Genomic DNA, 23632 nt, shown 5'->3' on the forward strand with positions numbered 1-23632 from the left:
AGATAAATATATTAAGGTATTAACGCAAATATACAAAATAAAATATAAGAAAAAAATAACCCTTCAATAAAGTATGATCATCCGCTGTAGCTCATTGCTATTAAAACATCATGATTTGCTTTTTCATTAATTTATTTTCTCTTTTTATTGGCCGGATTCACTTATTTAATCTATATTTGCTCCAAAGCAAATCAATATTATCTGTTGAATTTAAAGAATAAATTTATGAAAAAACAATATGTCAGTCTGCTTATAATTATACTTTCAGTAAGCTGCCTTTTATTTTCATGTCATAACAATATGAACAAAAAAGTGGGTGAACTGATTTTCGATAGTATACAAGTCAACCAGACTTCACACCTGTTCAGTGACACGGCAAAGCCGGCTTGTAATCTAACGATTAATTTCACTTATCCAACCCAATCGGCAGATAAAGTCTTAAAAGATAGTCTGGAGAGTTATTTCATCACAGCTTGTTTTGGTGAAAAATATTTAACAGATAATCCAAAGGAAGTTATCAAGTCGTTTGCCCAAAATTACGTAGACAATTATCGGCACGACTTAGAACCTATGTATCTTGAAGATGAGAAAGAAAGGGGCAAAGACAATGCAGCATCGATAAGCGCATGGTATTCCTATTACAAAGCGATTGAAAGTCATGTGCAATTTTACAAAAACGCACTACTTGTTTATCGCATTGACTACAACGAATACACCGGAGGAGCGCATGGAATATACACTTCTACGTTCCTAAACATCGATTTGAACAAGAAAAGTCCGATCAAAATCGATCAGCTCTTCATCGCCGATTATAAAGAGGCCTTAACCGATCTGATTTGGAATCAGCTCATGGCCGAAAACAAAGTAACCACTCATGAAGCTTTAGAGGACTTAGGATATGGCTCAACCGGTGATATCACTCCTACAGATAACTTCTATCTGAGTTCAGATGGCATCACATTCTACTATAATGTTTACGATATTACTCCATACGCTATGGGGCCTGTAAAAGTATCCATTCCATTTAGCATGATGGCTCATCTACTAAGTAATCATCCGATTATAAAAGATTTAACTAAATAATTTATTGTATAACCAGTTACAGAATAACGTGGAAATTATAAAACACTATTTTCCGAATCTCACAGAAAATCAAGAGAGACAATTTGCTGCCCTCTATGATTTATACACAGATTGGAATTCCAAGATTAATGTCATCTCACGAAAAGATATTGAGAATTTGTATGAGCATCATGTTTTACACTCTTTAGGTATAGCCAAATTGATTCAATTTCGTCCGGGAACTACCATCATGGATCTCGGAACAGGAGGAGGATTCCCCGGCATTCCATTGGCCATTTTATTTCCAGACGTTAAGTTCCACTTAGTCGATAGCATTGGGAAAAAAGTGCGTGTAGCCACAGAAGTCGCTCAAGCCATTGGACTAACGAATGTAACCTTCAGACATGCACGAGCAGAAGAAGAAAAACAAAAATTCGATTTTGTGGTTAGTCGCGCGGTAATGCCACTAGCCGATTTAATCAAAATCGTCACAAAGAATATTTCTAGCAAACAAAATAATGCCTTACCCAATGGACTCATTTGCTTAAAAGGTGGAGAGCTAGAAAATGAAACCATGCCAGTGAAACATAAAGTTATGATTCATCCGCTACAAGACGAATTTAAGGAACCTTTCTTTGAAACAAAGAAAGTCGTTTACGTACCACTTTAAAGCTTTGTTTTACCGACGTACATTTAATTTATGAAGATTAAACGATTTGAATTCAATATGTTTCCCGTAAACTGTTATGTATTATGGGATGAGACCAAAGAAGCAGTAGTCATTGATCCGGGATGTTTTTATGAAGAAGAAAGACAAACCTTAAAGAACTTTATTCTAACCAACGGATTAAAAGTGAAGCATCTACTTAACACGCACCTACATTTAGATCATATTTTTGGCAATCCATTTATGGTTAAAGAGTTCGAGGTAGAAGCTTCCGGTAATAAAGCCGATGAATTTTGGTTGGAAGAAGCTCCAAAACAAAGTCGCATGTTTGGCTTTCGCTTACAAGAGACACCCGCTCCACTTGGTCACTATATACACGATGGAGATCACATCTCTTTTGGAAATACAACACTTGAAGCTATACACGTACCGGGACATTCACCGGGAAGTTTGGTCTATTACAGCAAGACCGATCATTGTATGTTTTCCGGCGATGTTCTCTTTCAAGGCAGCATAGGGCGAGCCGATTTATCTGGAGGTAACTTCGATGAGCTTATCGAAAATATTTGTAGTAAGCTATTCATCTTACCAGCAGAAACGATTGTTTATCCCGGACATGGGGCTCCAACCACTATTGGCATAGAAAAAGCAGAGAATCCATTTTTTAGATAATTAAATCTATAGAAAAACATGAAAACCGATTTGTTAACTTGCCGTCACATCGGCATCAATGAAAATGACATTACAGTAATGTTACGCAAAATTGGCGTAAACACATTGGATGAGTTAATTGACAAAACTATTCCGGCTAATATCAGGCTGAAAGAGCCATTAAATCTTCCAAAGCCCATGACGGAATATGAATATGCCAAACATATAACCCAATTAGGTGAAAAGAATGAATTATACACCACATACATTGGTATGGGATGGTATAACACCATTACACCTGCTGTGATCCAACGTAATGTTTTTGAAAATCCAGTATGGTATACTTCCTATACGCCGTACCAGGCAGAAGTCTCTCAAGGACGTTTGGAGGCTTTAATGAATTTCCAGACCGCAGTATCCGATCTGACAGGTATGCCTTTGGCCAACAGCTCACTTCTTGATGAAGCCACAGCTGCTGCAGAAGCGGTTTCAATGATGTTCGCTTTGCGCTCTCGTGCTCAGCAGAAGTCGGGTGCAAATACGGTTTTCGTCGATGAGAGAATCTTCCCACAAACGTTGGCCGTTATGAGAACCAGAGCAATCCCTCAAGGAATCAATCTGCTCATTGGAAAATATGAAGAATTTGAGGCTTCTCCAGCCATCTTTGGTTGCGTCATACAGTACCCGAATGCTGACGGAGAAATCAAAGATTATAAAGCATTCACCGAAAAAGCTCATGCAGCAGAATGTAAAGTTGCAGTAGCAGCCGACATCATGAGTTTGGCCTTATTAACTCCTCCGGGAGAATGGGGAGCGGATATCGTGTTCGGTAGTACCCAACGTTGGGGAATTCCAATGTTCTACGGTGGGCCATCGGCCGGTTATTTTGCTACTCGCGACGAATACAAACGTAACATTCCAGGACGAATCATTGGATGGTCGAAAGACAAATATGGCAAAATGTGTTTCCGAATGGCATTACAAACACGCGAGCAACATATTAAACGTGAAAAAGCCACTTCAAATATTTGTACCGCACAAGCTCTCCTAGCTACAATGGCCGGCTTCTATGCGGTCTATCACGGACAAGAGGGCATCACCTCGATTGCCTCACGCATCCACAGCATCGCTTCTATGCTTGATAAAGATATTCAGGCGTTAGGCTATCGCCAAACCAACGAATTCTACTTCGATACCCTCCGATTTACACTTCCGGCAGGAGTTTCTATCCAACAAATGCGCACTATCGCCTTGGAGAAGAAAGTCAATCTCCGTTATTTTGAAGACGGTGACGTCGGATTTAGCATCGATGAGACGACCGATCTTGAACAGGCCAATGTTTTATTAGCCATATTTGCCATTGCAGCCGGAAAAGATTATCAAAAGAGAGAGGAATTAACTGAAGAAGTTCATATTCACCCTTCATTAAAGAGAACAACAGCCTTTTTAACACATGAGGTTTTCTCTAAATACCGCACAGAAACCGAATTGATGCGTTACATGAAACGCCTCGATCGCAAAGATATTTCACTTGCACATTCCATGATCTCATTAGGTTCATGTACAATGAAGCTAAATGCAGCTTCAGAAATGTTATCATTGAGCTCTGCCAAATGGAACAGCATTCATCCTTTAGTTCCTCAAGAACAAGCTGCAGGTTATAGAGAAATGATCGAAAACCTCGGTAACGAGCTTAAGGAAATCACCGGATTTGCAGGAATCAGCTTACAACCAAACTCTGGTGCTGCAGGTGAATATACCGGACTAAGAGTCATCAGAGCTTATCTTGAAAGTATAGGAGAAGGCCATCGTAGCAAGGTACTGATACCGGCTTCAGCTCATGGAACGAACCCCGCTTCAGCGATCCAAGCCGGATTTTCCACGATAACTTGTGCTTGCGATGAAAATGGAAATGTCGATGTGAATGATCTTCGAGAGAAAGCAGAAGCCAATAAGAATGATTTGGCTGCATTAATGATCACCTACCCATCGACACATGGTATTTTTGAGACAGAGATCAAAGAGATCTGCCAAATCATTCACGCATGTGGCGCCCAAGTCTATATGGATGGAGCGAATATGAATGCTCAAGTCGGATTAACCAACCCTGGCTTTATAGGGGCAGACGTCTGCCATCTCAATCTTCATAAGACCTTTGCAATCCCTCACGGTGGTGGCGGTCCCGGTGTTGGTCCGATCGGAGTTGCTGAACATCTTATTCCATTCTTACCGGGTCACGACTTATTCGGCGATTCAACCAATCAAGTATCAGCTGCTCCATTCGGTAGTGCCGGAGTCATGCCAATCACTTATGGTTATATCCGCATGATGGGTACTGAAGGATTAACTCAAGCCACAAAGATTGCCATTCTAAACGCAAACTATTTGGCAGCTTGCTTACAAGACACTTACGGTATTGTGTATCGCGGAACAAACGGTTTTGTTGGCCATGAAATGATTCTAGAATGCCGAAATATTCAACAGGAAACTGGCGTATCAGAAAATGATATTGCTAAGCGTCTGATGGATTACGGCTACCATGCTCCGACTCTTTCTTTCCCGGTACATGGAACACTTATGGTAGAGCCAACCGAAAGTGAAAGTTTGGCTGAGTTAGATAACTTTGTAGATACGATGCTTGAGATCTGGCATGAAATTGAAGAAGTTAAAACAGGTGAGCAAAGTCGCGAAGATAATGTTCTAGTCAATGCTCCACATCCAGAGTATGAAGTTGTTGCAGACAATTGGACTCATCCATATTCTCGTGAGAAAGCTGCTTACCCGATTGAGAGTGTACGCTTAAACAAGTTCTGGGTTAACGTTGGTCGCGTCGATAACACATTGGGCGATCGCAACTTACAACCAAGCTTGGGTGGTTGCTGCAATATCTAAGCTTTTGAGGGTTTTCTCATGATGCAGTCGAACAAAGAGAGGGTTTGACTTAATCATGAAAGGCGATCAAAAAAAGATCTATCAACCCAATAATTATACAGAAATGGGGATGTGCCGAAACGGACACATCCCCATATTTTTATTCATTGTAAGCTCAAAAAAACAGCACCGTATTCCACGTCCAAAAGAACCGTATCCCAGCGACCTGACGACCGCACTCCAGCGTCACAACGACCGTATTCCAACGCTCCGACGACCGTACTCCGGAACAACAAGAACCGTATCTAATGAAGAGGAAGCAATAAATGCTGTCAGTTAACCATTTTAGTTGACCGTTTTTTGCCTTATTCACCATGTCGGTTGACTCTGATTAAACTTACTTTTAATTCAGGTTGACTCTTTCTTTTTTTATTGATAAGATGAGTTGACCCTAGTTAAACTTATTAATAAATCACGTTGACTACTTTTCTTTTTATTGATAAGATGAGTTGACTACACTGATATCAAATAATAAAAAGTCAAGTAAATCATTTATTTAGCAGTTGCGCTTTTCTGCTCAGATAATATTAAGAAGTCATGCAAAGTTATTCTATTTTTTATGCATACTTCCTTTTAATGGCAATTTCTCTATAACTAGTCCATTTCTTCTTTAATTCCCCTGTGCATTGAGCAGCTTGTTTAGGCGTCATGCCTTCTAAGCTCCAATGTGGGCGTTCGTTGTTATAGAATTCTATGGCCAAATGCAAAGCTTTTTTCAAATCATTTATGGTATAAAACTCCATTCCTTTAAGCAGTTCATTCTTTATGGTATTATTTATGCGTTCGGCCACAGCGTTATCTTTGGGATTACCACTTTCAGTCATACTTATAACTATACCGTGTGTCTTTAACAGGTTGGTATAAACATAACTTGCATATTGTACCCCACGATCCGAATGATGAACAAGATGATCAAATCCTTTTTTGCTATAATGCTTTAGAGCCATTTTTAAAGCTTCTAACGTATATTTAGTCTCTAAAGTTTTCCCAACACTATATCCGATGATTTCTTTGCTGTAATAGTCAGTAACCAAAGATAGATAGCAGAAGGTATATTCACCTTGCTCATTTATCCACAGAGGCAGATAGGTTATATCGCTAACCATGAGCTGGCAAGCAGCATCCGGTATGAAGTCTTTGATAAGATTGGGATAAATCGGGAAATGATGCCTAGAGTCTGTGGTAAGAACGCGACGCTTACGCTTGCGGACTTTCAAACCATAGCGTTCTATAATATCATAGAAGCGATTATAGCCCACGCTGTTCTTTTCTCCAAACCTCGTACGATACATCAACCAAAGTTTGCTGCCTCCAATTCCAGGATCTTTGACTCGAATTTCTTTGATAAACTCAACGACAAAGGCTTCTCGAGCAAGAGTAGAGAGTAGCGTATTCTCATGCTTGTAATAGGCTTGCTTGGTTACACCAAGTAGGCGACACATGGGAAGAATACGATAACGCTTTTCATCCCGTGTGTGAAGTCTATAGGCTACTTGGTGCCAGCTTTTTTTAAGTCAAGACCATAAACGTCTTTGCCCAATTCAACCATCTCTGCATAGAAATCACCACGTAGACGCTCTTGAGCGAGTTCCTTCTTTAGTTTGGTGATCTCTGATAAGAGTCGTTTGTAATCTTCTGGGATTACAGATTTGCCTTCTTTTTTCATCATTTCGGCGATTTGAGGGTTGTCTGACTCAAAGATACTTAAAGCTCGATAAATCGACGTACGACTGCACTCCATTTTTTGCATAATCTCAGAAATTAACAGACCATCAACCATACGAAGGCGATAAATCTCAGGAATCTTTGGGGCCCAAGTGGGGGCCTTCAAATAATCTTCAATTTTCATAATCAATCATGTTAGGAGTCAACCTTATTTAAAAAAAGACATGCTTTGCTATTATGATCATCTAAATAGCCTTAAATACTATAGTAGAGCACAATAGCATGAATGAATGAATGAATGAATGAATGAATCAATCACTTCACCAGAGTTATTGTTCCCGGCTTCAACTGTTTTTCTTTTAAGACCAAATCCGAACTAGGATAGCCTAAAGCGACACAGCCATAGACCTTATGATGAGCAGGAACGCCTAAACTCGTAATAAATTCACGCACTTCCAAATCCTCACAAGTCGTTCCTAGCTGATTAATCCAACACGACCCAATACCTAGCGAATGAGCGGCAAGAAATATATTTTCTATGGCACAAGCACAATCCATTGGTGCCCACCATTGAGTAGGATCATTAGAAACGATGATCAACGTTGGTGCGTGATAATAGCAGCAATAAGTTTCACTTTGAGATCGTTCTTGAAGCAACTTCTGATCGCTTCGACCAAATGCATGCTTAATCACCGTATTGAGTTTTTCTAGTTTCTCACCATTCTGTATGCCTACAAAATGCCAAGTCTGATAATTCATCCCACTAGGAGCATAAACACCCGCTTGAAGGATTTCCAGTAACTGTTCTTCGGGCACTTGTTCAGAAGTATACGAACGAATACTCCGTCGTGATTTTATTGCGTCAATAACCTTATTCATATTTTTGGAGTTCAATTATCGTTTTACAAATCCGATTTTTGCATTTAGTTTGAAGTAATAAAGTCCATTCTCTCTCTCCAAATAACCGTATTTATCTTTTTCAAGAGCCCCACGTTCAAACTTGGTATTATAAAACAAAAAGTTCTCGAAGTTTTCTTTATCCGATTTATGGTAACAAAGAATCTCTCCATTACGATCGACCATTAAGAAACCCTCAACAGCAGAATCCGTACCGTTGTAGATCTTAGCCGAACGCATTCCTAGAGCTAAGGCCGATAGGAATTGTTTCATTTTAAACTCGTAATAGCCGTGTTTGACAATCAGCTCTTCTTTAATCTTTAGAGGGTTGACTTGCTTCATATAATCAGTCAATTCGCTAATGCGTGTCAGTCCATCTAAATGCATCACCCGAATCATTTCGGCAAGCAACCTTGGGAAATGAAGATCGATCATCAATAAGTTCGATCGGAAAACGCGGTCGCAAACATCTGAATATTTTAAAACACCACCTAGACGTTCAATCATCAACATACGTGCAGCCACCTCATTCGGAGCATCTTCAAAATCAGCATTCACCTTATTTACGGTAGGCGTTGCAAATTTCACACCGGATTGCTCCAATTTCAAATTGGCTGTTCGCCCTCCGTCCAGTAGCGGAGACATGACACTCAATCGAGAACGCACATTGAATCCATGAAGTGGAGCTTCCGGATGATAGAAGGCAATAGACAAATCTGTCCGATCATTCGTTTGTGCTTCCAAGTTAAAGATAGCGAGTTCATCAAGAAACTCTTCCACCCCATCGGGTGAAGCGACCTCATTTTCAGTCGACTCCTTCATCGCATCTAAAATCAATCCGGCAACAACCGCAAAATCTTCACGAGCAACTTCCTTCTCAAACTCTTCACCTTTAATGCGAATCGTTTCACCTTCTATATAATAGCACCGTGTACCATCATGCTCCTCACGTTGAACCATTGCAATCGGACGATTGTTCTCGCTAGCTTTAGCTTGCGGATCTCCCATCACCACTTTGCCATCGGCCAACAAGCGAAAAAATGTATATAATTCGCTCCACTCCCGCTTAGTTGCTTCAAATGCCATACTCAAAATCTTAATTTAAATGTTTATTCTAACTCTATAATTAATCTATCATTCCTCAATGACCTGGATCGTTTCCACCTTTTCCAACCTAGCACGTAATCGATCCATCATCGACCGTCTAATACGTAACGTCATCAAGCAATCCATATCATACGACTGTGAAACGATTTCCGGTTCTTCTTCTTTCACGACACGCATCACATCATTCATAAACGGATATTCAAAAGCAATGGTAATTAGATCATCAACCGTCTTTTCTATCACTGACGCATTAGCAATGGCATCTGCGGCAGCAGCTTTATAAGCCGTTATGAGTCCGCTCGTCCCTAATTTGATTCCTCCAAAATAACGGACCACAACAATTAGGATGTCAGTCAGCTCATTTGAATTAATCTGACCTAGAATAGGACGACCGGCCGTACCTGAAGGCTCACCATTATCGTTCGCTCTAAAGTTTGTCCGTTCGAATCCCAACATATAAGCATAACAAACGTGTCGGGCGTCGTAGTATTTTTTCTGACAGACCTCAAGATGTGATTTTATCTCCTCGACAGAGGATACAGGATATGCGATTGCAATAAACTTACTCCTCTTTTCTGTGTAAATAGCTTCAACTGGTTCGATAATTGTTTTATAAGTATCTTCACTCATAACTGCAAAGATACAGCTTTTACAGAAAAAAAAGATAAATACGTCTATTTACCTCTCAATTATTAATAACGATGAAACAAAAAGAATGTGCAACCAAAAGTCATAGCACGGTGAAGATGCTTAAACTCTGGTTGCACAGTATTAAAAACAATACGCTCAAAATAATAGAGCGACTATAAATAAGAATTACGAAAGTTTATGTATAACAAGACCTGAACGTAACTTTGGTTCGAACCAAGTTGTCTTTGGAGGCATGATGTTTCCAGTATCAGCAATATCCATTAACTGTTTCATTGAAACTGGATATAGTGCCAAGGCTGCTTTCATTTCACCGCTATCGACGCGCTTCTTCAATTCACCGAGTCCGCGTATACCACCGACAAAATCCACTCGTTTATCCGAACGCAAATCTTTAATGCCTAAGATCTCATCCAAAATTAAATTAGAAGAGATCGTCACATCAAGCACACCAATCGGATCATGATCATTGTAAGTTCCGGCTTTAGCGGTTAAGCTGTACCAATTCTGATCAATATAAAGTGAGAAGTTATGCAAATCTGTTGGATGATAAACATCCGCACCTTTCTTCTCAACCACGAAGTTCTTCTGCAACTCACTAATGAATTCCTCAGTACTTCGTCCATTAAGATCCTTAACCACTCGGTTATAATCAATAATGGTTAGTTGGCTAGCCGGGAAACACACCGCCATAAAATAGTTATATTCCTCATCACCACGATGATTCGGATTCTGTTTAGCTTTTTCTGCACCGACCAAAGCTGCTGCAGCCGAGCGGTGATGTCCATCAGCAATATACAATGCAGACATTTTAGCAAACTCAGAAGTGATCACTTCAATATCTTCTTGTTGATCAATCACCCAAAACGTATGTCCAAATCCGTCTCCAGGTGCTATAAAATCATATTCCGGCTTCTGAGAAGAGTATTTTCCAATAATTCGATCCAACAAATCATTATCAGGATAGGCAAAAAACACCGGTTCCACATTAGCATTATTTACACGCACATGTTTCATACGATCTTCTTCCTTATCACGACGAGTCAGCTCATGCTTTTTGATCACCCCACTCATATAATCAGGGACATAGGCTCCAACGACCAAACCATATTGAGTCTTCCCATTCATCGTTTGAGCGTAGATATAATAATTCTCCTTTTGATCTTGCACTAACCAACCTTTATCTTGGAACATTTGAAAATTCTCAGCAGCCTTAACATAGACCTTTTCATCATGTTCGTCTGTACCAACCGGGAAGTCGATCTCAGGCTTAATAATATGATAAAGAGATTTTTCATTACCCATCGCTTCAGAACGAGCTTCTTCTGAGTTCAAAACGTCATAAGGACGAGAAGCGACCTCTTCAACCAAGTTCTTCGGTGGGCGAATGCCTTTAAATGGTTTTATAACAGCCATAATAATATTGTGTTTTTCTAGAATTTAAAGTATTTGATTTTTCAATAAGAGAGTCTCTTATTTGTTTACACGGAACTTCTCGCAGCCATCTTTCAAGAAGCCAACGATCTGCCGAGCAGCAGCAATACCTGCATTAATATTCGCTTCAGCAGTTTGTGCACCCATTTTCTTTGGTGTTGCAAAATAACGTCCTGGGAAGTGAGTTGTAAATTCCGAGTGAGACACAGGCATAATATCCGTCAGATATTTAAAGTCAGCCCGATCTTGCATTAATCGAATCAAATCAGCTTCATTGATGACTTCCTTACGAGCGGTATTGACTAACATACCACCTTTTGGCATTAAGTTCAATAGATCGTAATTAATAGAGCCTTTTGTCTCTGGAGTTGCAGGGATATGCAAAGAAACGATGTCACAAGTCTTATAAAGTGCTTCAACACTATCAACCGGAGTTAAACCATCCTTTTCAATCACCTCTTTAGGACAGAACGGATCAAAAGCATAAAGGTGCATTCCAAAGCCTTTAGCAATACGAGCCACATTATGGCCAACATTTCCATAAGCATGAATACCGAGCTTCTTACCCATCAATTCAGTACCTGAAGTTCCGTTATAAAGATTTCGTACCCCGTATACCATCATACCTAAAGCCAACTCAGCAACAGCATTCGAGTTTTGTCCAGGCGTATTCATCACACAAACCTGATGAGCTGTAGCAGAAGCCAAATCAACATTATCATAACCAGCACCGGCACGTACCACTATTTTCAAGTTTGAAGCAGCTTCGAACACCTCATTATCTATGATATCGCTACGAATAATAATAGCGTCTACATTCTTCACCGCATCAAGCAATTGAGCTTTTTCAGTATATTTCTCTAGCAAGATTAATTCATATCCAGCAGCTTCGGTTTCTTTACGAATGCCGTCTACTGCAACCTTTGCAAAAGGTTTTTCTGTAGCAACAAGTACTTTCATCGCTTATTAAATAATTAAAGATTAGACATTATTAATAACATGGTAAGAAAAAACAACTTTTATCTTACCATGTCATTATTGTTAATTGATGAATCAATGTAATTTCTCAAATTCACGCATACAATCAACCAAAGCTTGTACGCTTTCTTTTGGCATTGCATTATAGCAAGAAGCACGGAATCCACCAACAGAACGGTGTCCTTTAATACCGACCATACCTCTTTCAGTAGCATATTTCAAGAACTCAGCTTCAAGTTCTTTATATTCAGGTGCCATAACAAAACAGATATTCATGCGTGAACGATCTTCTTCAGCAGCAGTGCCCACGAATAGTTTGTTTCTATCAATTTCGCCATACAATAGATCTGATTTTTCGATCGCACGACGTTCCATTTCTTTCACACCACCTTGAGCTTTAATCCAACGCAATGTCAACATCGCCGAATAAATAGGAAGTACAGGAGGAGTATTAAACATCGAACCATTCTCGGCATGTGTTCTATAATCAAGCATTGTTGGGATACGACGAGTCACCTTACCTAATGCATCATCTTTAACAATGACAAAAGTGACTCCGGCTGGAGCTAAATTTTTTTGTGCACCACCATAAATACAGATATATTTAGAAACATCTATAGGACGTGAGAAAATATCAGATGACATATCGGCAATCACCGGAACTTCACATTCTACATCAGTCTTGATCTCTGTTCCAAAAATGGTATTGTTAGTGGTGATGTGAAAATAATCAGCATCAGCAGGAACATTGTAATTTTTAGGAATAAAAGAGAAATTTGATTCAGCAGATGACGCAACTTCAACAGCTTCGCCAAAGCCCTTAGCTTCTTTAAGAGCTTTCTTAGCCCATGTTCCAGTATTCAGATAAGCTGCTTTTTTCTCAAGGAAGTTATATGGAATCATACAAAACTCCAGACTTGCTCCTCCACCAAGGAAGATCACTGAATAGCCTTCAGGTATGCCAAGTATTTCTTTGAACAAAGCAACCGCTTCGTCTACTACTGCTTGAAAATCCTTACCACGATGACTAACCTCCATTAAAGATAGACCAGAATTATTGAAATCTAAAACAGCTTTTGCTGTTTCCTCTATTACCTCACGAGGAAGTATGGAAGGTCCTGCACTGAAATTATGCTTTTTCATTTGAAGTTTGTTTTGGTTTAACATTTTTCTTAATTAGTATCTCTTCGATTTGGCGAATTTACTAATTTATATTTTTACAACAAATGTTTCTCTATAAAATTATAACCCTAACAACGAATAATCTTTCTTTTTATTCTATTACTAAAGATATATGGTATGATTTGTTATACACATCTAACAAGAAATATGTTAAAACGCAAAAATAAACTTGACAAATGAAATTTGCTTAAGATTTGAAAGTAAAAAGATAAAAAAACGAATATTTATAAATTTAGAATTTTTCTTTACTGTTTTATAATATAATAATGGCACATTAAAGAGAAGAGACAAACGATTGAGAAATACTCAAAACTATCAAAATGACAACGTTTAGTTAATAATTAACATTTATAATAAAACCGTTAACAATATACGCTACGCATATAAACCCAAACGTTATCAAAATGAAATATCCAAGTGATTAATAAGCGATTTCGATAATTGTCTTCATATTTTTTATTTTCTCATCATGGATTAATGCAAGAAGCTGTTTAACTTTTGAACGTTTAACTGCAACAAAAGAATAATGCTCCTTAATATCAATGGATCCAATATCCTCATGAGTGAGCCGCCCTTTCTTATAAAAGAAACCGGCAATATCTCCCTTACTCAATTTATCCTTTTTACCTTTACCAATATACAAAGTTTGCCAAATCGGTTTTGAAGGTTTAAGTAGGTCACTAGGCAGATGAAAAGTTTCTAATGGCTGAGACAAATAACTAGGACTCGGTTCCTCCGAATAAAGAATAATATAAGATGTTCCTGTAGCATCCCAACGGGCCGTACGTCCATTACGATGAATAAAGGCTTCCTCCGTTAAAGGTAAATGATAATGAATAATGTGTTCGACCTCAGGAATATCTAATCCCCTTGCTGCCAAATCAGTAGATATTAAGACATTACAACTCTTATTACGGAATTTATATAAGGCTTTCTCTCGGTCAACCTGTTCCATCCCTCCATGAAATCGTCCAACCTCCATTTTCTTTTCGCCCAATAGCTTACAAACCCGATCAACGGACTCTCGGTGATTACAAAAGACAATACTCGATTGAGATCCAAGAGTACATAAAAGAGCATATAAGGTCTCTAGTTTATCTTTCAACGGAGAAATAACCTGCATTTGTTTCAAACGATCATCATTCTCTTCCGCTGTATCATCTATAAAATTCAGTTTTACTGGGTTCTTCACTCCCGTAAATAAGGGTATCTCCGGAGTATCGGTAGCAGAAATTAGCATACGCTTCTTTAACGACGGAAGCATCTTAATGATATCCGACATTTCTTCATGGAATCCAAATTCTAAAGATTTATCAAATTCATCAATGATCAACGTCTGAATCTCGTCGGTTAGGATCACTCCCCTACGCAAATGATCAAGGACACGTCCCGGTGTACCTACAATAATTTCCGGACGAGTACCGAGTATACTTCTTTTCTCTTCAGCTACAGAATGTCCTCCATAGCAACAACACATGTGCCATGACACATTCATCTGTTTGAAAACAGTTTCAATCTGCAGAGCAAGTTCACGTGAAGGCACCAATATGAGCGCTTGCGTGGTTTTATCTTCACCCTTCAATAATCCCAATAAAGGAAGTAGATAAGCCAATGTCTTTCCTGAACCGGTTGGCGATAACAATATGAGGTCCTCAATATTATCAATCTGGTCTAAAGTGGCTTGTTGCATCCGGTTTAACTTCTCAATTTTCAAATTAAGAAGAACAGACGGTATAAGTTTAGATTTATCTATCATAAAAACAAAAATACAAAAAATCCCTTGTTCTTATCCTTCCTATTACAAAAAAGAGGATAAGGTACAAGGGATTTAATTAAAACTATAAATTTAAGGCAATATTAGCCGAAATTGTCGAACATCAAATTTTGAGGTGGTACACCTAAAGAGTCAAGCATATTTTCAACAGCTTTACTCATCGGACCAGGACCACACATGTAGTATTCAATATCTTCAGGAGCTTCATGATCTTTCAAATAAGTATCATGAATCACTTGATGAACAAAACCTGCTGTATATTTCACTCCAGCTTGATCAGCAGCAGGATCCGGACGGTCGAGTGCTAAATGGAAACTAAAGTTAGGGAAGTCTTTTTCAATCTGAAGGAAATCTTCTAAATAGAAAACCTCATTCAATGCACGTGCACCATAGAAATAAGACATCTTACGATCAGTGGTCTTCAAAGTCTTAGTCAAATGCATAATTTGCGCACGTAATGGAGCCATACCGGCACCACCACCAATCCACATCATTTCACGATTTGAATCAAAGAGCGGATGGAAGTCGCCATAAGGACCACTCATGATTACCTTATCACCAGGTTTCAAAGTGAAAATATACGAAGAAGCAATACCAGGCATTACATCTTGGAATCCGACTTGAGGTCTTGGTTTAAAAGGAGGAGTTGCAATACGAACAGTCAACATGATACGGTCTCCTTCTGCAGGGTAGTTTGCCATAGAATAAGCACGAATGGTTGGCTCATCATTCTTACATTTCAAGCCGAATAACCCAAAGTTCTTCCATGCAGGCAAATAGTCATCACCAATAAGAGACTTATCGATATCCTTGTCATAATCCATAGAGAATTTAGGAATCTTGATTTGTGCATATGAACCTGGAATAAAATCCATATGTTCACCTTTAGGAAGAGCCACAATAAACTCTTTGATAAAGGTAGCTACGTTCTTATTACTAATCACTTCACACTCCCACTCTTTCACGCCAAGGATAGACTCGTCGATTTTAACCGACATATCCTGTTTAACTTTCACCTGGCAACCCAATCTCCAATGATCGGCTTGTTGTTTACGTGAAAAATGAACCGTTTCCGTTGGAAGAATCTCACCCCCGCCCTCAGTCACCTGACAACGGCATTGCCCACAAGAGCCCTTACCACCACAAGCAGATGATAAAAACACACCGTTTTCAGACAACGTATTTAATAATGTACTTCCCGGTTCAGTTGTCAGTTCTTTCTCACCGTTCATTATAATTTTGACCTCGCCAGAAGGAGAAAGATAATTCTTCGCAACGAGTAATATGATGACGAGCAATATGATCACTCCAAGGAAAATCCCTATGCTCGCTAAAATTAAAGACGTCATTGTTTTTTCTTTTTTACTTAGTTATAACTTCAATCCAGAGAAACACATAAAGGCAATAGCCATAAGTCCTACCGTAATAAACGTAATACCAAGCCCACGCAATGGAGCAGGTACATCAGAGTAAGCCATTTTTTCACGAATAGCAGCTAGGCCAACAATAGCCAACAACCATCCAATACCCGAACCTAATGCATAAGCAAATGCCCCACCAACACTAGTAATAGCCTGCGGATTAGCGCCATCCATCGTTATTCTCTGTTGCATAAACAATGAAGCTCCCATGATCGCACAGTTCACTGCGATTAAAGGCAAGAAGATACCCAATGAAGCATACAATGAAGGACTAAAACGTTCAACGATCATTTCTACAAGCTGAACCATAGCTGCAATAACCGCAATAAACAAGATAAAACTCAAGAAGCTGAGATCGACTCCCTCAACTATCGCATTAGGACCTAATACTTGTGTTTGAAGCAGGTAATTGACAGGTACTGTAACAACCAACACAAAAGTTACCGCAATACCCAATCCTACAGCAGTTTTTACATTCTTCGAAACGGCAAGGTACGAACACATGCCGAGAAAAAATGCAAATATCATATTGTCTACAAATATAGAGCGGACAAATAAACTTAATAATTGTTCCATATATTATTGGTTTTTGAATGATAGACAAAGTCTACAACTCTCATCATTCTTTAATGATTAATACTTATTTTTCCTGCAATTCTTTTTGTTTCGCACGCTGATACCAAATAATACAAGCACAAATGATTAAGGCCATAGGAGGCATCAACATCATACCGTTATTGATATACCCTGCATTGTAAACAACCTCAGGAATAACACGGAAATTCAATAGAGTTCCCGAACCCAAAAGTTCACGGAAGAAAGCCACAATAACAAGGATCTTAGCATATCCTAATCCATTGCCTACTCCATCCAAAAAAGATTCCCATGGACCATTGGCCATAGCAAAAGCTTCAAGACGCCCCATCAAAATACAGTTTGTAATAATCAAACCAACATATACAGAAAGCTGCACACTAACATCATAAGCAAAAGCTTTCAGAAGTTCACTTACAATTGTCACTAACGCAGCAACCACCACCAATTGCACAATAATACGAATTCTATTAGGAATCGTTTTACGCAAAAATGAAATAACAACATTAGAAAACGCTGTAATAACAGTCACCGATAATCCCATAACAATGGCCGGTTCCAATTTAGATGTTACAGCCAAAGCCGAGCAAATGCCAAGTACCTGAACGGTTACCGGATTATTCATGCTCAGCGGAGAGAAAAACACATCTTTATTCTTTTTAGAAAATAATTGGCTCATATTCTAATTTTCCTCCTTATTTATTTGTTAGAAATTTATCGTATGAAGTCAGACAGCTCTTAATCATGGCATCTACACCTTTAGATGTAATTGTACCACCTGAGATTCCGTCAACTTGATACGCAGGATCTGTTACTTTTCCAAATTTCTCTACGGCCAATGCGATTTGTCCATCTTTCATGACCTTCTTTCCGGCAAATTGTCCCTGGAAAGATTGTGTCGTAATTTCAGCACCAAGTCCCGGAGTCTCACCGGCATGAGAGAAATATACACCAAACACAGTATCTTTGTCATCATTCAAACCAACATAACCCCAGATCGGTCCCCATAGTCCGGCACCGCTCAAAGGAACAACATATTTAGTTTGTCCGTCAACCTCACAAACATACAACGGCAATTGGCGTTCTGCAACAGATTTACCCATTTCTGTGGCCATTTCTATTTTAAATCCACCATTTTCAGCAACAACTTCACCATTAGCATTCAACACCTGATCGGCCTTTACATATTTATGATAAACCTCTTCTGCATTCTGACCTTTAGTATCTACGTTCAATGCATGAAGAATCTGTTTCATTTTATCAAGCTCCACATTCTTCTTCTGAGCCGGTTTTAATGCAGCAGAAGTAAATGCCAAAGCGAATGCAACGACAATAACCATTACCGAAGCATAAATGATCGTATAAACATTACTATTAGTATTCATCGTTTGATCTCCGGTTTTAATTATTAGATTTAATAGCACGTTTCACACGACGTTTGATATTGTTTTGTACAATAACATAGTCGATCAGCGGTGCGAAAATATTCATCAACAAGATAGCAAGCATCATACCTTCAGGATATCCTGGGTTTAATACGCGAATAACAATCGCCATAACACCAATTAAAAATCCGAAGATATATTTACCTTTTTCTGTACGAGCAGAAGTCACAGGGTCTGTTGCCATGAATACGGCACCAAAACAGAAACCTCCAAGAACCAGATGTTCATACCAAGGCATATTAGCCATTGCAGTATCAGGTCCTACTGTGTTGAATACAAATGCCATAAAAGCACCACCCACGAAAACCGAACCCATCGTTTTCCAACTAGCGATACCCGTCCACAATAAGATAACCGCACCGATCATAATCGCAATAACGCTTGTTTCACCAATAGATCCAGGTATTAACCCAGTAACCATATCCCATGAAAAAGCAGGGAAACCATTCGGATCAACAGCAGTAGAAGCAATACCTAATGAAGTTGCCGCAGTTAATCCATCTACACTTTTACCTAACCCCAATACACTTTCACCGGATACCCAAACGGCATCACCCGACATTTTTGCCGGATAAGCAAAGAATAGGAAAGCACGTGTAATAAGAGCAACGTTAAAGATGTTCATACCAGTTCCACCGAACACTTCCTTCGCAAAAATTACAGCAAAGGCAGTAGCCACAGCTAAAATCCACAATGGGCAATCTACCGGAACAATCATTGGGATCAACATACCTGAAACCAAAAATCCTTCTTGTATTTCTTCTTTCTTCCATTGAGCTACAACAAACTCAATACCAAGACCAACAACATACGATACAATGATTTTTGGTAGCACAGCTAAAAATCCATAAGCGAACATTTCAACAAAACTACCTTGCGCTCCCAAGGTATGAGTGAAATGTTGATAACCTACATTATACATACCAAACAACAATGCCGGTATTAATGCAATAACTACAATTGACATAATACGCTTACTGTCAATCGAGTCATGAATATGCGTTCCAGATTTCGCAGTTGCATTCGGGACAAACAAAAATGTTTCAAAACCGTCAAAAACCGAACGAAATGCGTGGAATTTCCCTCCTTCTTCAAAGTTAGGTTTTATCTTATCGAGATAATTTCTTAACGCTTTCATTAAATTATTTATAATATTACTATTTATATTCTTAAAAACGGCTCTTTTATTAGCACATCTCAGCACGCAACATATCCAATCCTACACGAACAATATGTTGAATTTCCACTTTTGATGAGCAAACAAATTCACAAAGAGCAAAATCTTCAGGTGCAACCTCGTAGATACCAAGTGCTTCCATTCTGTCAATGTCACCAGCAATAATTGCTTTTAACAAGAATTCAGGTAAAATATCCATAGGGAATACATCATCATATTCACCAGACATAATCATATGGCGTTCACCACCCTTCACACGAGCATCTACTGCGTAGTTCTTCTTGCCGATTAACCAACTAAAATAAGATCGGTTAACACTAAATTGGTTGAATCGTGGCATGATCCATCCGAAAAGTTCATTAACGTCATTTCCTTCAGGGATAACGGTCAGTTGGCTATGAAAAGCTCCCAAAAAGCCATTTTCAGAAACTTGCTTACCAGTCAACACATTACCGCTGATATAGCGCAAATGTTTATCCTTAGTTACATTTCCGGCAAAAACATTGGTAAGCAATGCGCCTACTTTAAGTTTGCAATAAGACGGTTTTAAAATCTCAGAGCCCGTAACAGCAACAATACGTGTAAAGTCAACATGCCCGGTCTCAAACAAACGTCCGATAAAAATAACAGCTTGAGGATCGATTGTCCACACTGTTTCTCCTTTTACAATCGGATCTATATGGTTAATCTGAACGCCAACATTTCCAGCAGGATTCGGACCATCAAATGCTGTAACAACAACATTTTTAGCCTGAGTCAAAGCCGTTGCTTTCTGGTTAACATTGATGCTCAAGTAAGTCTTAGCGATCTTAGCCAACGCATCTAACCCAACTTGGAAATTGTGTTCTTCTCCTTTAAGAGCAAATTCAAAACTAGGAGCTAACGGATTAGAGTCAAAAGCTGAAATAAAAATAGCTTTCGGTTTAATCGTAGGATCAGCGATAATGTCATACGGACGTTGTTTGATGAATGCGAACAAGCCTGCTTCTAACAATGCAGATTTAACCGTTTCATCCGTCATCTCTGACACCTTCTTCTTACCAAAATCCTGATAATCTTGCTCAGAAGCTGCTTCAACCACAATATTGAGAACTTTACGGCGAGCGCCACGTTCGACACTCGTCACAACTCCACTTACGGGCGAAACAAATTTTAATTCAGGGTGATACTTGTCAACGAACAAGGGTCCACCAGCCATAACATATTCCTGCTCTTTAACCACAACCTTTGGAGTAATGCCTGTAAAATCGTCCGGAACCAATGAATAGAATCCAGATTCCTTCACATTAGCATATTCTTCGGCAGCTGCTCCCTTGAGCTTTATGTCGAGGCCTTTACGTAACTTAATTACATTTGCCATGTTATATAAAATAATAGTTTCAAAAATTTTCCCGCAAAAGTAATAAATAATAATGGATTAAAAACGAAAAACGAGAGTAATTACGGAGTTTTTTCCGTAATTACTCTCGTGCACGAACACATTCTAAATATTGCGAGTTAAAAACAACGTTATCTCTAGACGAAATAAATTTGTTTAAACACTTTCCGGTTTATTATTGTTCTCCAGCAAACATCGGGTCCCAAGCAGGAAGACGAATCGGCTTTTGTTTAAGGATCTCAAGGACTTTTTCTGTCGCATATTTTTTCTCAACAACAAGTCGGAACATATACTCATTAAACCAATTATCGGTCATAATCAGATGTCCTTTGTAACCGGAAGAAGCCCCCCAGCTATTTTCCACCATCCATTTAGTCGGCTTGTTATTCTTATCAATGTCTACAGCCATTAAGGTCATGGCATGACTAGATCCACTTGCAAAACTTTGGATTCTTTGTTTCTTATCCATACCAAAATCAACGCCCATCAAAGAAGAATAATCATAGTTATTCACGTCCAATAAACCTCGTTCTGAATTCAAATATTTGCCCACATCACACGAAAAATACATCATCGTGCTATCTTTTAAAGAAGAAATAGCCATCGCTTTAATATCTTCAATCGGCAAGTTGACATATGTCCAGTTTTTCCCATCATAACGATGACGATCATAGTCAATTTCATACGATTTGTAATATTCACGACTTGGATCATTCATCAACATCACATAATTCTGAAGAAGATTCACATCACCATATTTCTCCATAAAAGTAAGAGGTGTATATTCCATCGTATCAACCGCTTTACCTGCTGAGTTATAACGCGTCCAAGAGAATTGAGTCGGAGGAACACCCAAGTTCAAAACCAACATCCTGTAGATTTCTCCAAGCATCTTTACTTTGGTTTTCTCAACAACAGTCGCTTTATCTCCTTGCTTAATCATTAAACGAAGTTGAAGACCTTGCTCACGAAGTTTCTGTTTTAACAAATCGGCCATTCTAGAAGTATTGTCACTACTATAAGTTTCCGGCATAACTCCTTTAGGAACCAATCCATATTTACTTACAATATCAGCTACTCCGGTAAACGTACCTCCGTCACTAAGAGGGTTATGAAACAACCAATCAACCATTTTATCATCCATCGGTTTTTTGCCGGTATCAATTACGCCTTGCAAAAACAAATTTGCCTTTTCTAATTGGTCATAAAAGAAGCTATAATTTTGGGAAAATTCAAAATCTCCAAGATTATATTTAGCAATAGCTTTCGAACGCATCACATTCAATCCCGTAAAAAGCCAACAGCGTCCCGAGGACTTCTGATTAGAGATACCTTTCGATTTTACTCGAACAGAAAAATAAGTATCCATCTCCTTCAGGTTATCCTGATTTAAAGCCAATTTGCGAATATCATTATTACCAATAGCATTTCTCAAAGCTTTATCCGCAGGCATTTCATGATAACTTTGCTCTATTTCTTTGAGCATAACCTCACTGATTCCGCCGCTATTCGTTTGTCCTTGCAAAGAGGAAAAAGCAGCAGAAAGAACAAAAAACGATAAAATTTGTTTATTCATAAAAGATAAAAAATATATTAATACATTTAAAAAGCTATAATTCAACTGTAAATTAACTCACCATACTTGATATATACAAACAAAACACGATTCTTTTTTCAAAAAAAATATTTTTCAAAAAAGATAAAGTACAAAAACATTTACTAAAAGCCCATAACTAAAGAGCATTAAACAGACCAAACACCATAGAAAATTGATAAATATGATTTAAGCACGAGTGAAAGCACAAATTTCTACACAGTATTATGAAATTATTATTTATATTTGCAAGGTTATAAACACTCTTTTTTGAATTAAATATGAGAATCCTCTATTTTTACATTCTGCTGTTCCTGATGATTTTTACTCAAAAAGGAATTGCTCAAGAAGTCAGCGATTACTCTTCATTAAGTACTGAAGAGTATACAAACATAACTCTTCCTCCACTAAGTTTATTGTTTGAGAATGCCAAAAGCACTCCAAATTATCAACTTTCTCAGGTTAAGGAACAAATCGAACGCAAACTCTTAACCAAAGAAAAAAGATCTTTTCTGAGCTTTTTCAGCATTCGGGGAAGCTATCAATACGGCATGTTCGGAAATGAGTCGACTTATACCGACGTCTCTATTCCTCCCTATCTGAGCTATTCGACTCAAGCACAAAATGGATATACCATTGGAGGAGCCGTTATGATCCCATTAGATCAGCTATTTGACTTGGGCGGTAAAGTAAAGAGACAAAAGTTTAACACAAAAGTTGCCGAATTAGAAAAAGAAGTCAAGTTTGAGGAAATAAAAAAAGAAATTATCAGCCTCTATGCATCAGCGACCTCTCAACTCAATGTTCTAAAATTAAGAGTAGAAAGTCTCGTTTTAGCTAAAGTACAATACGAAATAGCCGAGAAGGATTTTGCTAACGGCAACATTCAATCCAGTGAATTATCATCAGAAAAAGAGAGATATTCATTAGCGTTAGAGCGGTTTGAAAACACCAAATTTCAGTTGACCAGAGATTTAATGATATTAGAAGTAGTCAGTAACACTTCTATTTTACGAAAATAAATTCG

The 23632-nt window shown here is 38.5% G+C and carries 20 protein-coding genes and 1 pseudogene; 5 read left to right on the top strand and 16 right to left on the bottom strand.

The window, feature by feature from the left end:
- The first annotated feature begins 225 nt into the window (after window positions 1-225).
- From AC4PG5_RS04750 to gcvP, 4 genes are read left to right on the top strand one after another with little or no spacing between them, the layout of a single operon-like run.
- A complete protein-coding gene (locus tag AC4PG5_RS04750) occupies window positions 226-1083 on the top strand; it encodes an RsiV family protein (protein WP_492030291.1) in 858 nt (285 codons plus the stop codon).
- 28 nt (window positions 1084-1111) lie between these two features.
- Window positions 1112-1732 (top strand): 16S rRNA (guanine(527)-N(7))-methyltransferase RsmG, encoded by a 621-nt coding sequence (gene rsmG / locus AC4PG5_RS04755; protein WP_492030292.1) that lies wholly within the window; start codon window positions 1112-1114, stop codon window positions 1730-1732.
- A 30-nt stretch (window positions 1733-1762) separates the two neighbouring features.
- Window positions 1763-2401 (top strand): MBL fold metallo-hydrolase, encoded by a 639-nt coding sequence (locus AC4PG5_RS04760; protein WP_492030293.1) that lies wholly within the window; start codon window positions 1763-1765, stop codon window positions 2399-2401.
- Between the two features lie 18 nt (window positions 2402-2419).
- Window positions 2420-5272, top strand: coding sequence for an aminomethyl-transferring glycine dehydrogenase (gcvP, locus tag AC4PG5_RS04765; protein WP_492030294.1), 2853 nt, complete (start codon window positions 2420-2422; stop codon window positions 5270-5272).
- A gap of 596 nt (window positions 5273-5868) precedes the next feature.
- On the opposite strand, the gene AC4PG5_RS04770 is transcribed toward gcvP, so the two are convergent.
- The 16 genes and pseudogenes from AC4PG5_RS04770 to AC4PG5_RS04845 all read right to left on the bottom strand — a co-directional run bounded on the left by AC4PG5_RS04770 (window position 5869) and on the right by AC4PG5_RS04845 (window position 22587).
- Complete coding sequence (locus AC4PG5_RS04770) at window positions 5869-6753, bottom strand: IS3 family transposase (RefSeq protein ID WP_492028354.1); 885 nt, start codon at window positions 6751-6753, stop codon at window positions 5869-5871.
- Between the two features lie 47 nt (window positions 6754-6800).
- Window positions 6801-7160 carry a hypothetical protein gene (locus AC4PG5_RS04775; RefSeq protein ID WP_492028355.1) on the bottom strand — a complete coding sequence of 120 codons (360 nt, stop codon included), beginning with the start codon at window positions 7158-7160 and terminating at the stop codon, window positions 6801-6803.
- 131 nt (window positions 7161-7291) lie between these two features.
- Window positions 7292-7855 carry a nitroreductase family protein gene (locus AC4PG5_RS04780; RefSeq protein WP_492030295.1) on the bottom strand — a complete coding sequence of 188 codons (564 nt, stop codon included), beginning with the start codon at window positions 7853-7855 and terminating at the stop codon, window positions 7292-7294.
- A gap of 15 nt (window positions 7856-7870) precedes the next feature.
- Window positions 7871-8959: an HpaII family restriction endonuclease gene (locus tag AC4PG5_RS04785; protein ID WP_492030296.1), complete on the bottom strand. Its 1089-nt coding sequence runs from the start codon at window positions 8957-8959 to the stop codon at window positions 7871-7873.
- Between the two features lie 48 nt (window positions 8960-9007).
- On the bottom strand, window positions 9008-9610 hold the full coding sequence (locus AC4PG5_RS04790) for an IMPACT family protein (protein ID WP_492030297.1): 603 nt from the start codon (window positions 9608-9610) through the stop codon (window positions 9008-9010).
- A 186-nt stretch (window positions 9611-9796) separates the two neighbouring features.
- Window positions 9797-11044, bottom strand: coding sequence for a DUF1015 domain-containing protein (locus AC4PG5_RS04795; protein WP_492030298.1), 1248 nt, complete (start codon window positions 11042-11044; stop codon window positions 9797-9799).
- A gap of 57 nt (window positions 11045-11101) precedes the next feature.
- Window positions 11102-12022, bottom strand: a complete 921-nt coding sequence (locus tag AC4PG5_RS04800) for an NAD(P)-dependent oxidoreductase (RefSeq protein ID WP_492030299.1) — start codon at window positions 12020-12022, stop codon at window positions 11102-11104.
- Window positions 12023-12115: 93 nt separating this feature from the next.
- Entirely contained in the window at window positions 12116-13183 is a 1068-nt protein-coding gene (serC, locus tag AC4PG5_RS04805) for a 3-phosphoserine/phosphohydroxythreonine transaminase (RefSeq protein ID WP_492030300.1), read from the bottom strand.
- Between the two features lie 460 nt (window positions 13184-13643).
- Entirely contained in the window at window positions 13644-14978 is a 1335-nt protein-coding gene (locus AC4PG5_RS04810) for a DEAD/DEAH box helicase (RefSeq protein WP_492030301.1), read from the bottom strand.
- 101 nt (window positions 14979-15079) lie between these two features.
- Window positions 15080-16345: an NADH:ubiquinone reductase (Na(+)-transporting) subunit F gene (gene nqrF / locus AC4PG5_RS04815; RefSeq protein WP_492030302.1), complete on the bottom strand. Its 1266-nt coding sequence runs from the start codon at window positions 16343-16345 to the stop codon at window positions 15080-15082.
- A gap of 21 nt (window positions 16346-16366) precedes the next feature.
- Window positions 16367-16993 carry an NADH:ubiquinone reductase (Na(+)-transporting) subunit E gene (gene nqrE, locus AC4PG5_RS04820; RefSeq protein WP_492030303.1) on the bottom strand — a complete coding sequence of 209 codons (627 nt, stop codon included), beginning with the start codon at window positions 16991-16993 and terminating at the stop codon, window positions 16367-16369.
- Between the two features lie 64 nt (window positions 16994-17057).
- Window positions 17058-17690, bottom strand: coding sequence for an NADH:ubiquinone reductase (Na(+)-transporting) subunit D (locus AC4PG5_RS04825; protein ID WP_492030304.1), 633 nt, complete (start codon window positions 17688-17690; stop codon window positions 17058-17060).
- 16 nt (window positions 17691-17706) lie between these two features.
- Window positions 17707-18396, bottom strand: a complete 690-nt coding sequence (gene nqrC / locus AC4PG5_RS04830; RefSeq protein ID WP_492030305.1) for an NADH:ubiquinone reductase (Na(+)-transporting) subunit C — start codon at window positions 18394-18396, stop codon at window positions 17707-17709.
- Window positions 18397-18412: 16 nt separating this feature from the next.
- Entirely contained in the window at window positions 18413-19594 is a 1182-nt protein-coding gene (locus tag AC4PG5_RS04835) for an NADH:ubiquinone reductase (Na(+)-transporting) subunit B (protein WP_492030306.1), read from the bottom strand.
- Between the two features lie 49 nt (window positions 19595-19643).
- Window positions 19644-21113: pseudogene (locus AC4PG5_RS04840) on the bottom strand (Na(+)-translocating NADH-quinone reductase subunit A).
- A gap of 73 nt (window positions 21114-21186) precedes the next feature.
- A complete protein-coding gene (locus AC4PG5_RS04845) occupies window positions 21187-22587 on the bottom strand; it encodes a C1 family peptidase (RefSeq protein ID WP_492030307.1) in 1401 nt (466 codons plus the stop codon).
- Window positions 22588-22886: 299 nt separating this feature from the next.
- Here AC4PG5_RS04845 and AC4PG5_RS04850 point away from each other — a divergent pair, with 299 nt between their 5' ends.
- Entirely contained in the window at window positions 22887-23627 is a 741-nt protein-coding gene (locus AC4PG5_RS04850; protein WP_492030308.1) for a TolC family protein, read from the top strand.
- Window positions 23628-23632: the final 5 nt, after the last annotated feature.

Source organism: Bacteroides sp. QWL-09 (assembly GCF_058683585.1).

Coding starts and splice junctions, on each gene's coding strand:
- AC4PG5_RS04750 (WP_492030291.1), top strand. CDS start 226: ATGAAAAAACAATATGTCAGTCTGCTTATAATTATACTTTCAGTAAGC.
- AC4PG5_RS04760 (WP_492030293.1), top strand. CDS start 1,763: ATGAAGATTAAACGATTTGAATTCAATATGTTTCCCGTAAACTGTTAT.
- gcvP (WP_492030294.1), top strand. CDS start 2,420: ATGAAAACCGATTTGTTAACTTGCCGTCACATCGGCATCAATGAAAAT.
- AC4PG5_RS04770 (WP_492028354.1), bottom strand. CDS start 6,753: ATGTGTCGCCTACTTGGTGTAACCAAGCAAGCCTATTACAAGCATGAG.
- AC4PG5_RS04775 (WP_492028355.1), bottom strand. CDS start 7,160: ATGAAAATTGAAGATTATTTGAAGGCCCCCACTTGGGCCCCAAAGATT.
- AC4PG5_RS04780 (WP_492030295.1), bottom strand. CDS start 7,855: ATGAATAAGGTTATTGACGCAATAAAATCACGACGGAGTATTCGTTCG.
- AC4PG5_RS04785 (WP_492030296.1), bottom strand. CDS start 8,959: ATGGCATTTGAAGCAACTAAGCGGGAGTGGAGCGAATTATATACATTT.
- AC4PG5_RS04790 (WP_492030297.1), bottom strand. CDS start 9,610: ATGAGTGAAGATACTTATAAAACAATTATCGAACCAGTTGAAGCTATT.
- AC4PG5_RS04795 (WP_492030298.1), bottom strand. CDS start 11,044: ATGGCTGTTATAAAACCATTTAAAGGCATTCGCCCACCGAAGAACTTG.
- AC4PG5_RS04800 (WP_492030299.1), bottom strand. CDS start 12,022: ATGAAAGTACTTGTTGCTACAGAAAAACCTTTTGCAAAGGTTGCAGTA.
- serC (WP_492030300.1), bottom strand. CDS start 13,183: ATGAAAAAGCATAATTTCAGTGCAGGACCTTCCATACTTCCTCGTGAG.
- AC4PG5_RS04810 (WP_492030301.1), bottom strand. CDS start 14,978: ATGATAGATAAATCTAAACTTATACCGTCTGTTCTTCTTAATTTGAAA.
- nqrF (WP_492030302.1), bottom strand. CDS start 16,345: ATGACGTCTTTAATTTTAGCGAGCATAGGGATTTTCCTTGGAGTGATC.
- nqrE (WP_492030303.1), bottom strand. CDS start 16,993: ATGGAACAATTATTAAGTTTATTTGTCCGCTCTATATTTGTAGACAAT.
- AC4PG5_RS04825 (WP_492030304.1), bottom strand. CDS start 17,690: ATGAGCCAATTATTTTCTAAAAAGAATAAAGATGTGTTTTTCTCTCCG.
- nqrC (WP_492030305.1), bottom strand. CDS start 18,396: ATGAATACTAATAGTAATGTTTATACGATCATTTATGCTTCGGTAATG.
- AC4PG5_RS04835 (WP_492030306.1), bottom strand. CDS start 19,594: ATGAAAGCGTTAAGAAATTATCTCGATAAGATAAAACCTAACTTTGAA.
- AC4PG5_RS04845 (WP_492030307.1), bottom strand. CDS start 22,587: ATGAATAAACAAATTTTATCGTTTTTTGTTCTTTCTGCTGCTTTTTCC.
- AC4PG5_RS04850 (WP_492030308.1), top strand. CDS start 22,887: ATGAGAATCCTCTATTTTTACATTCTGCTGTTCCTGATGATTTTTACT.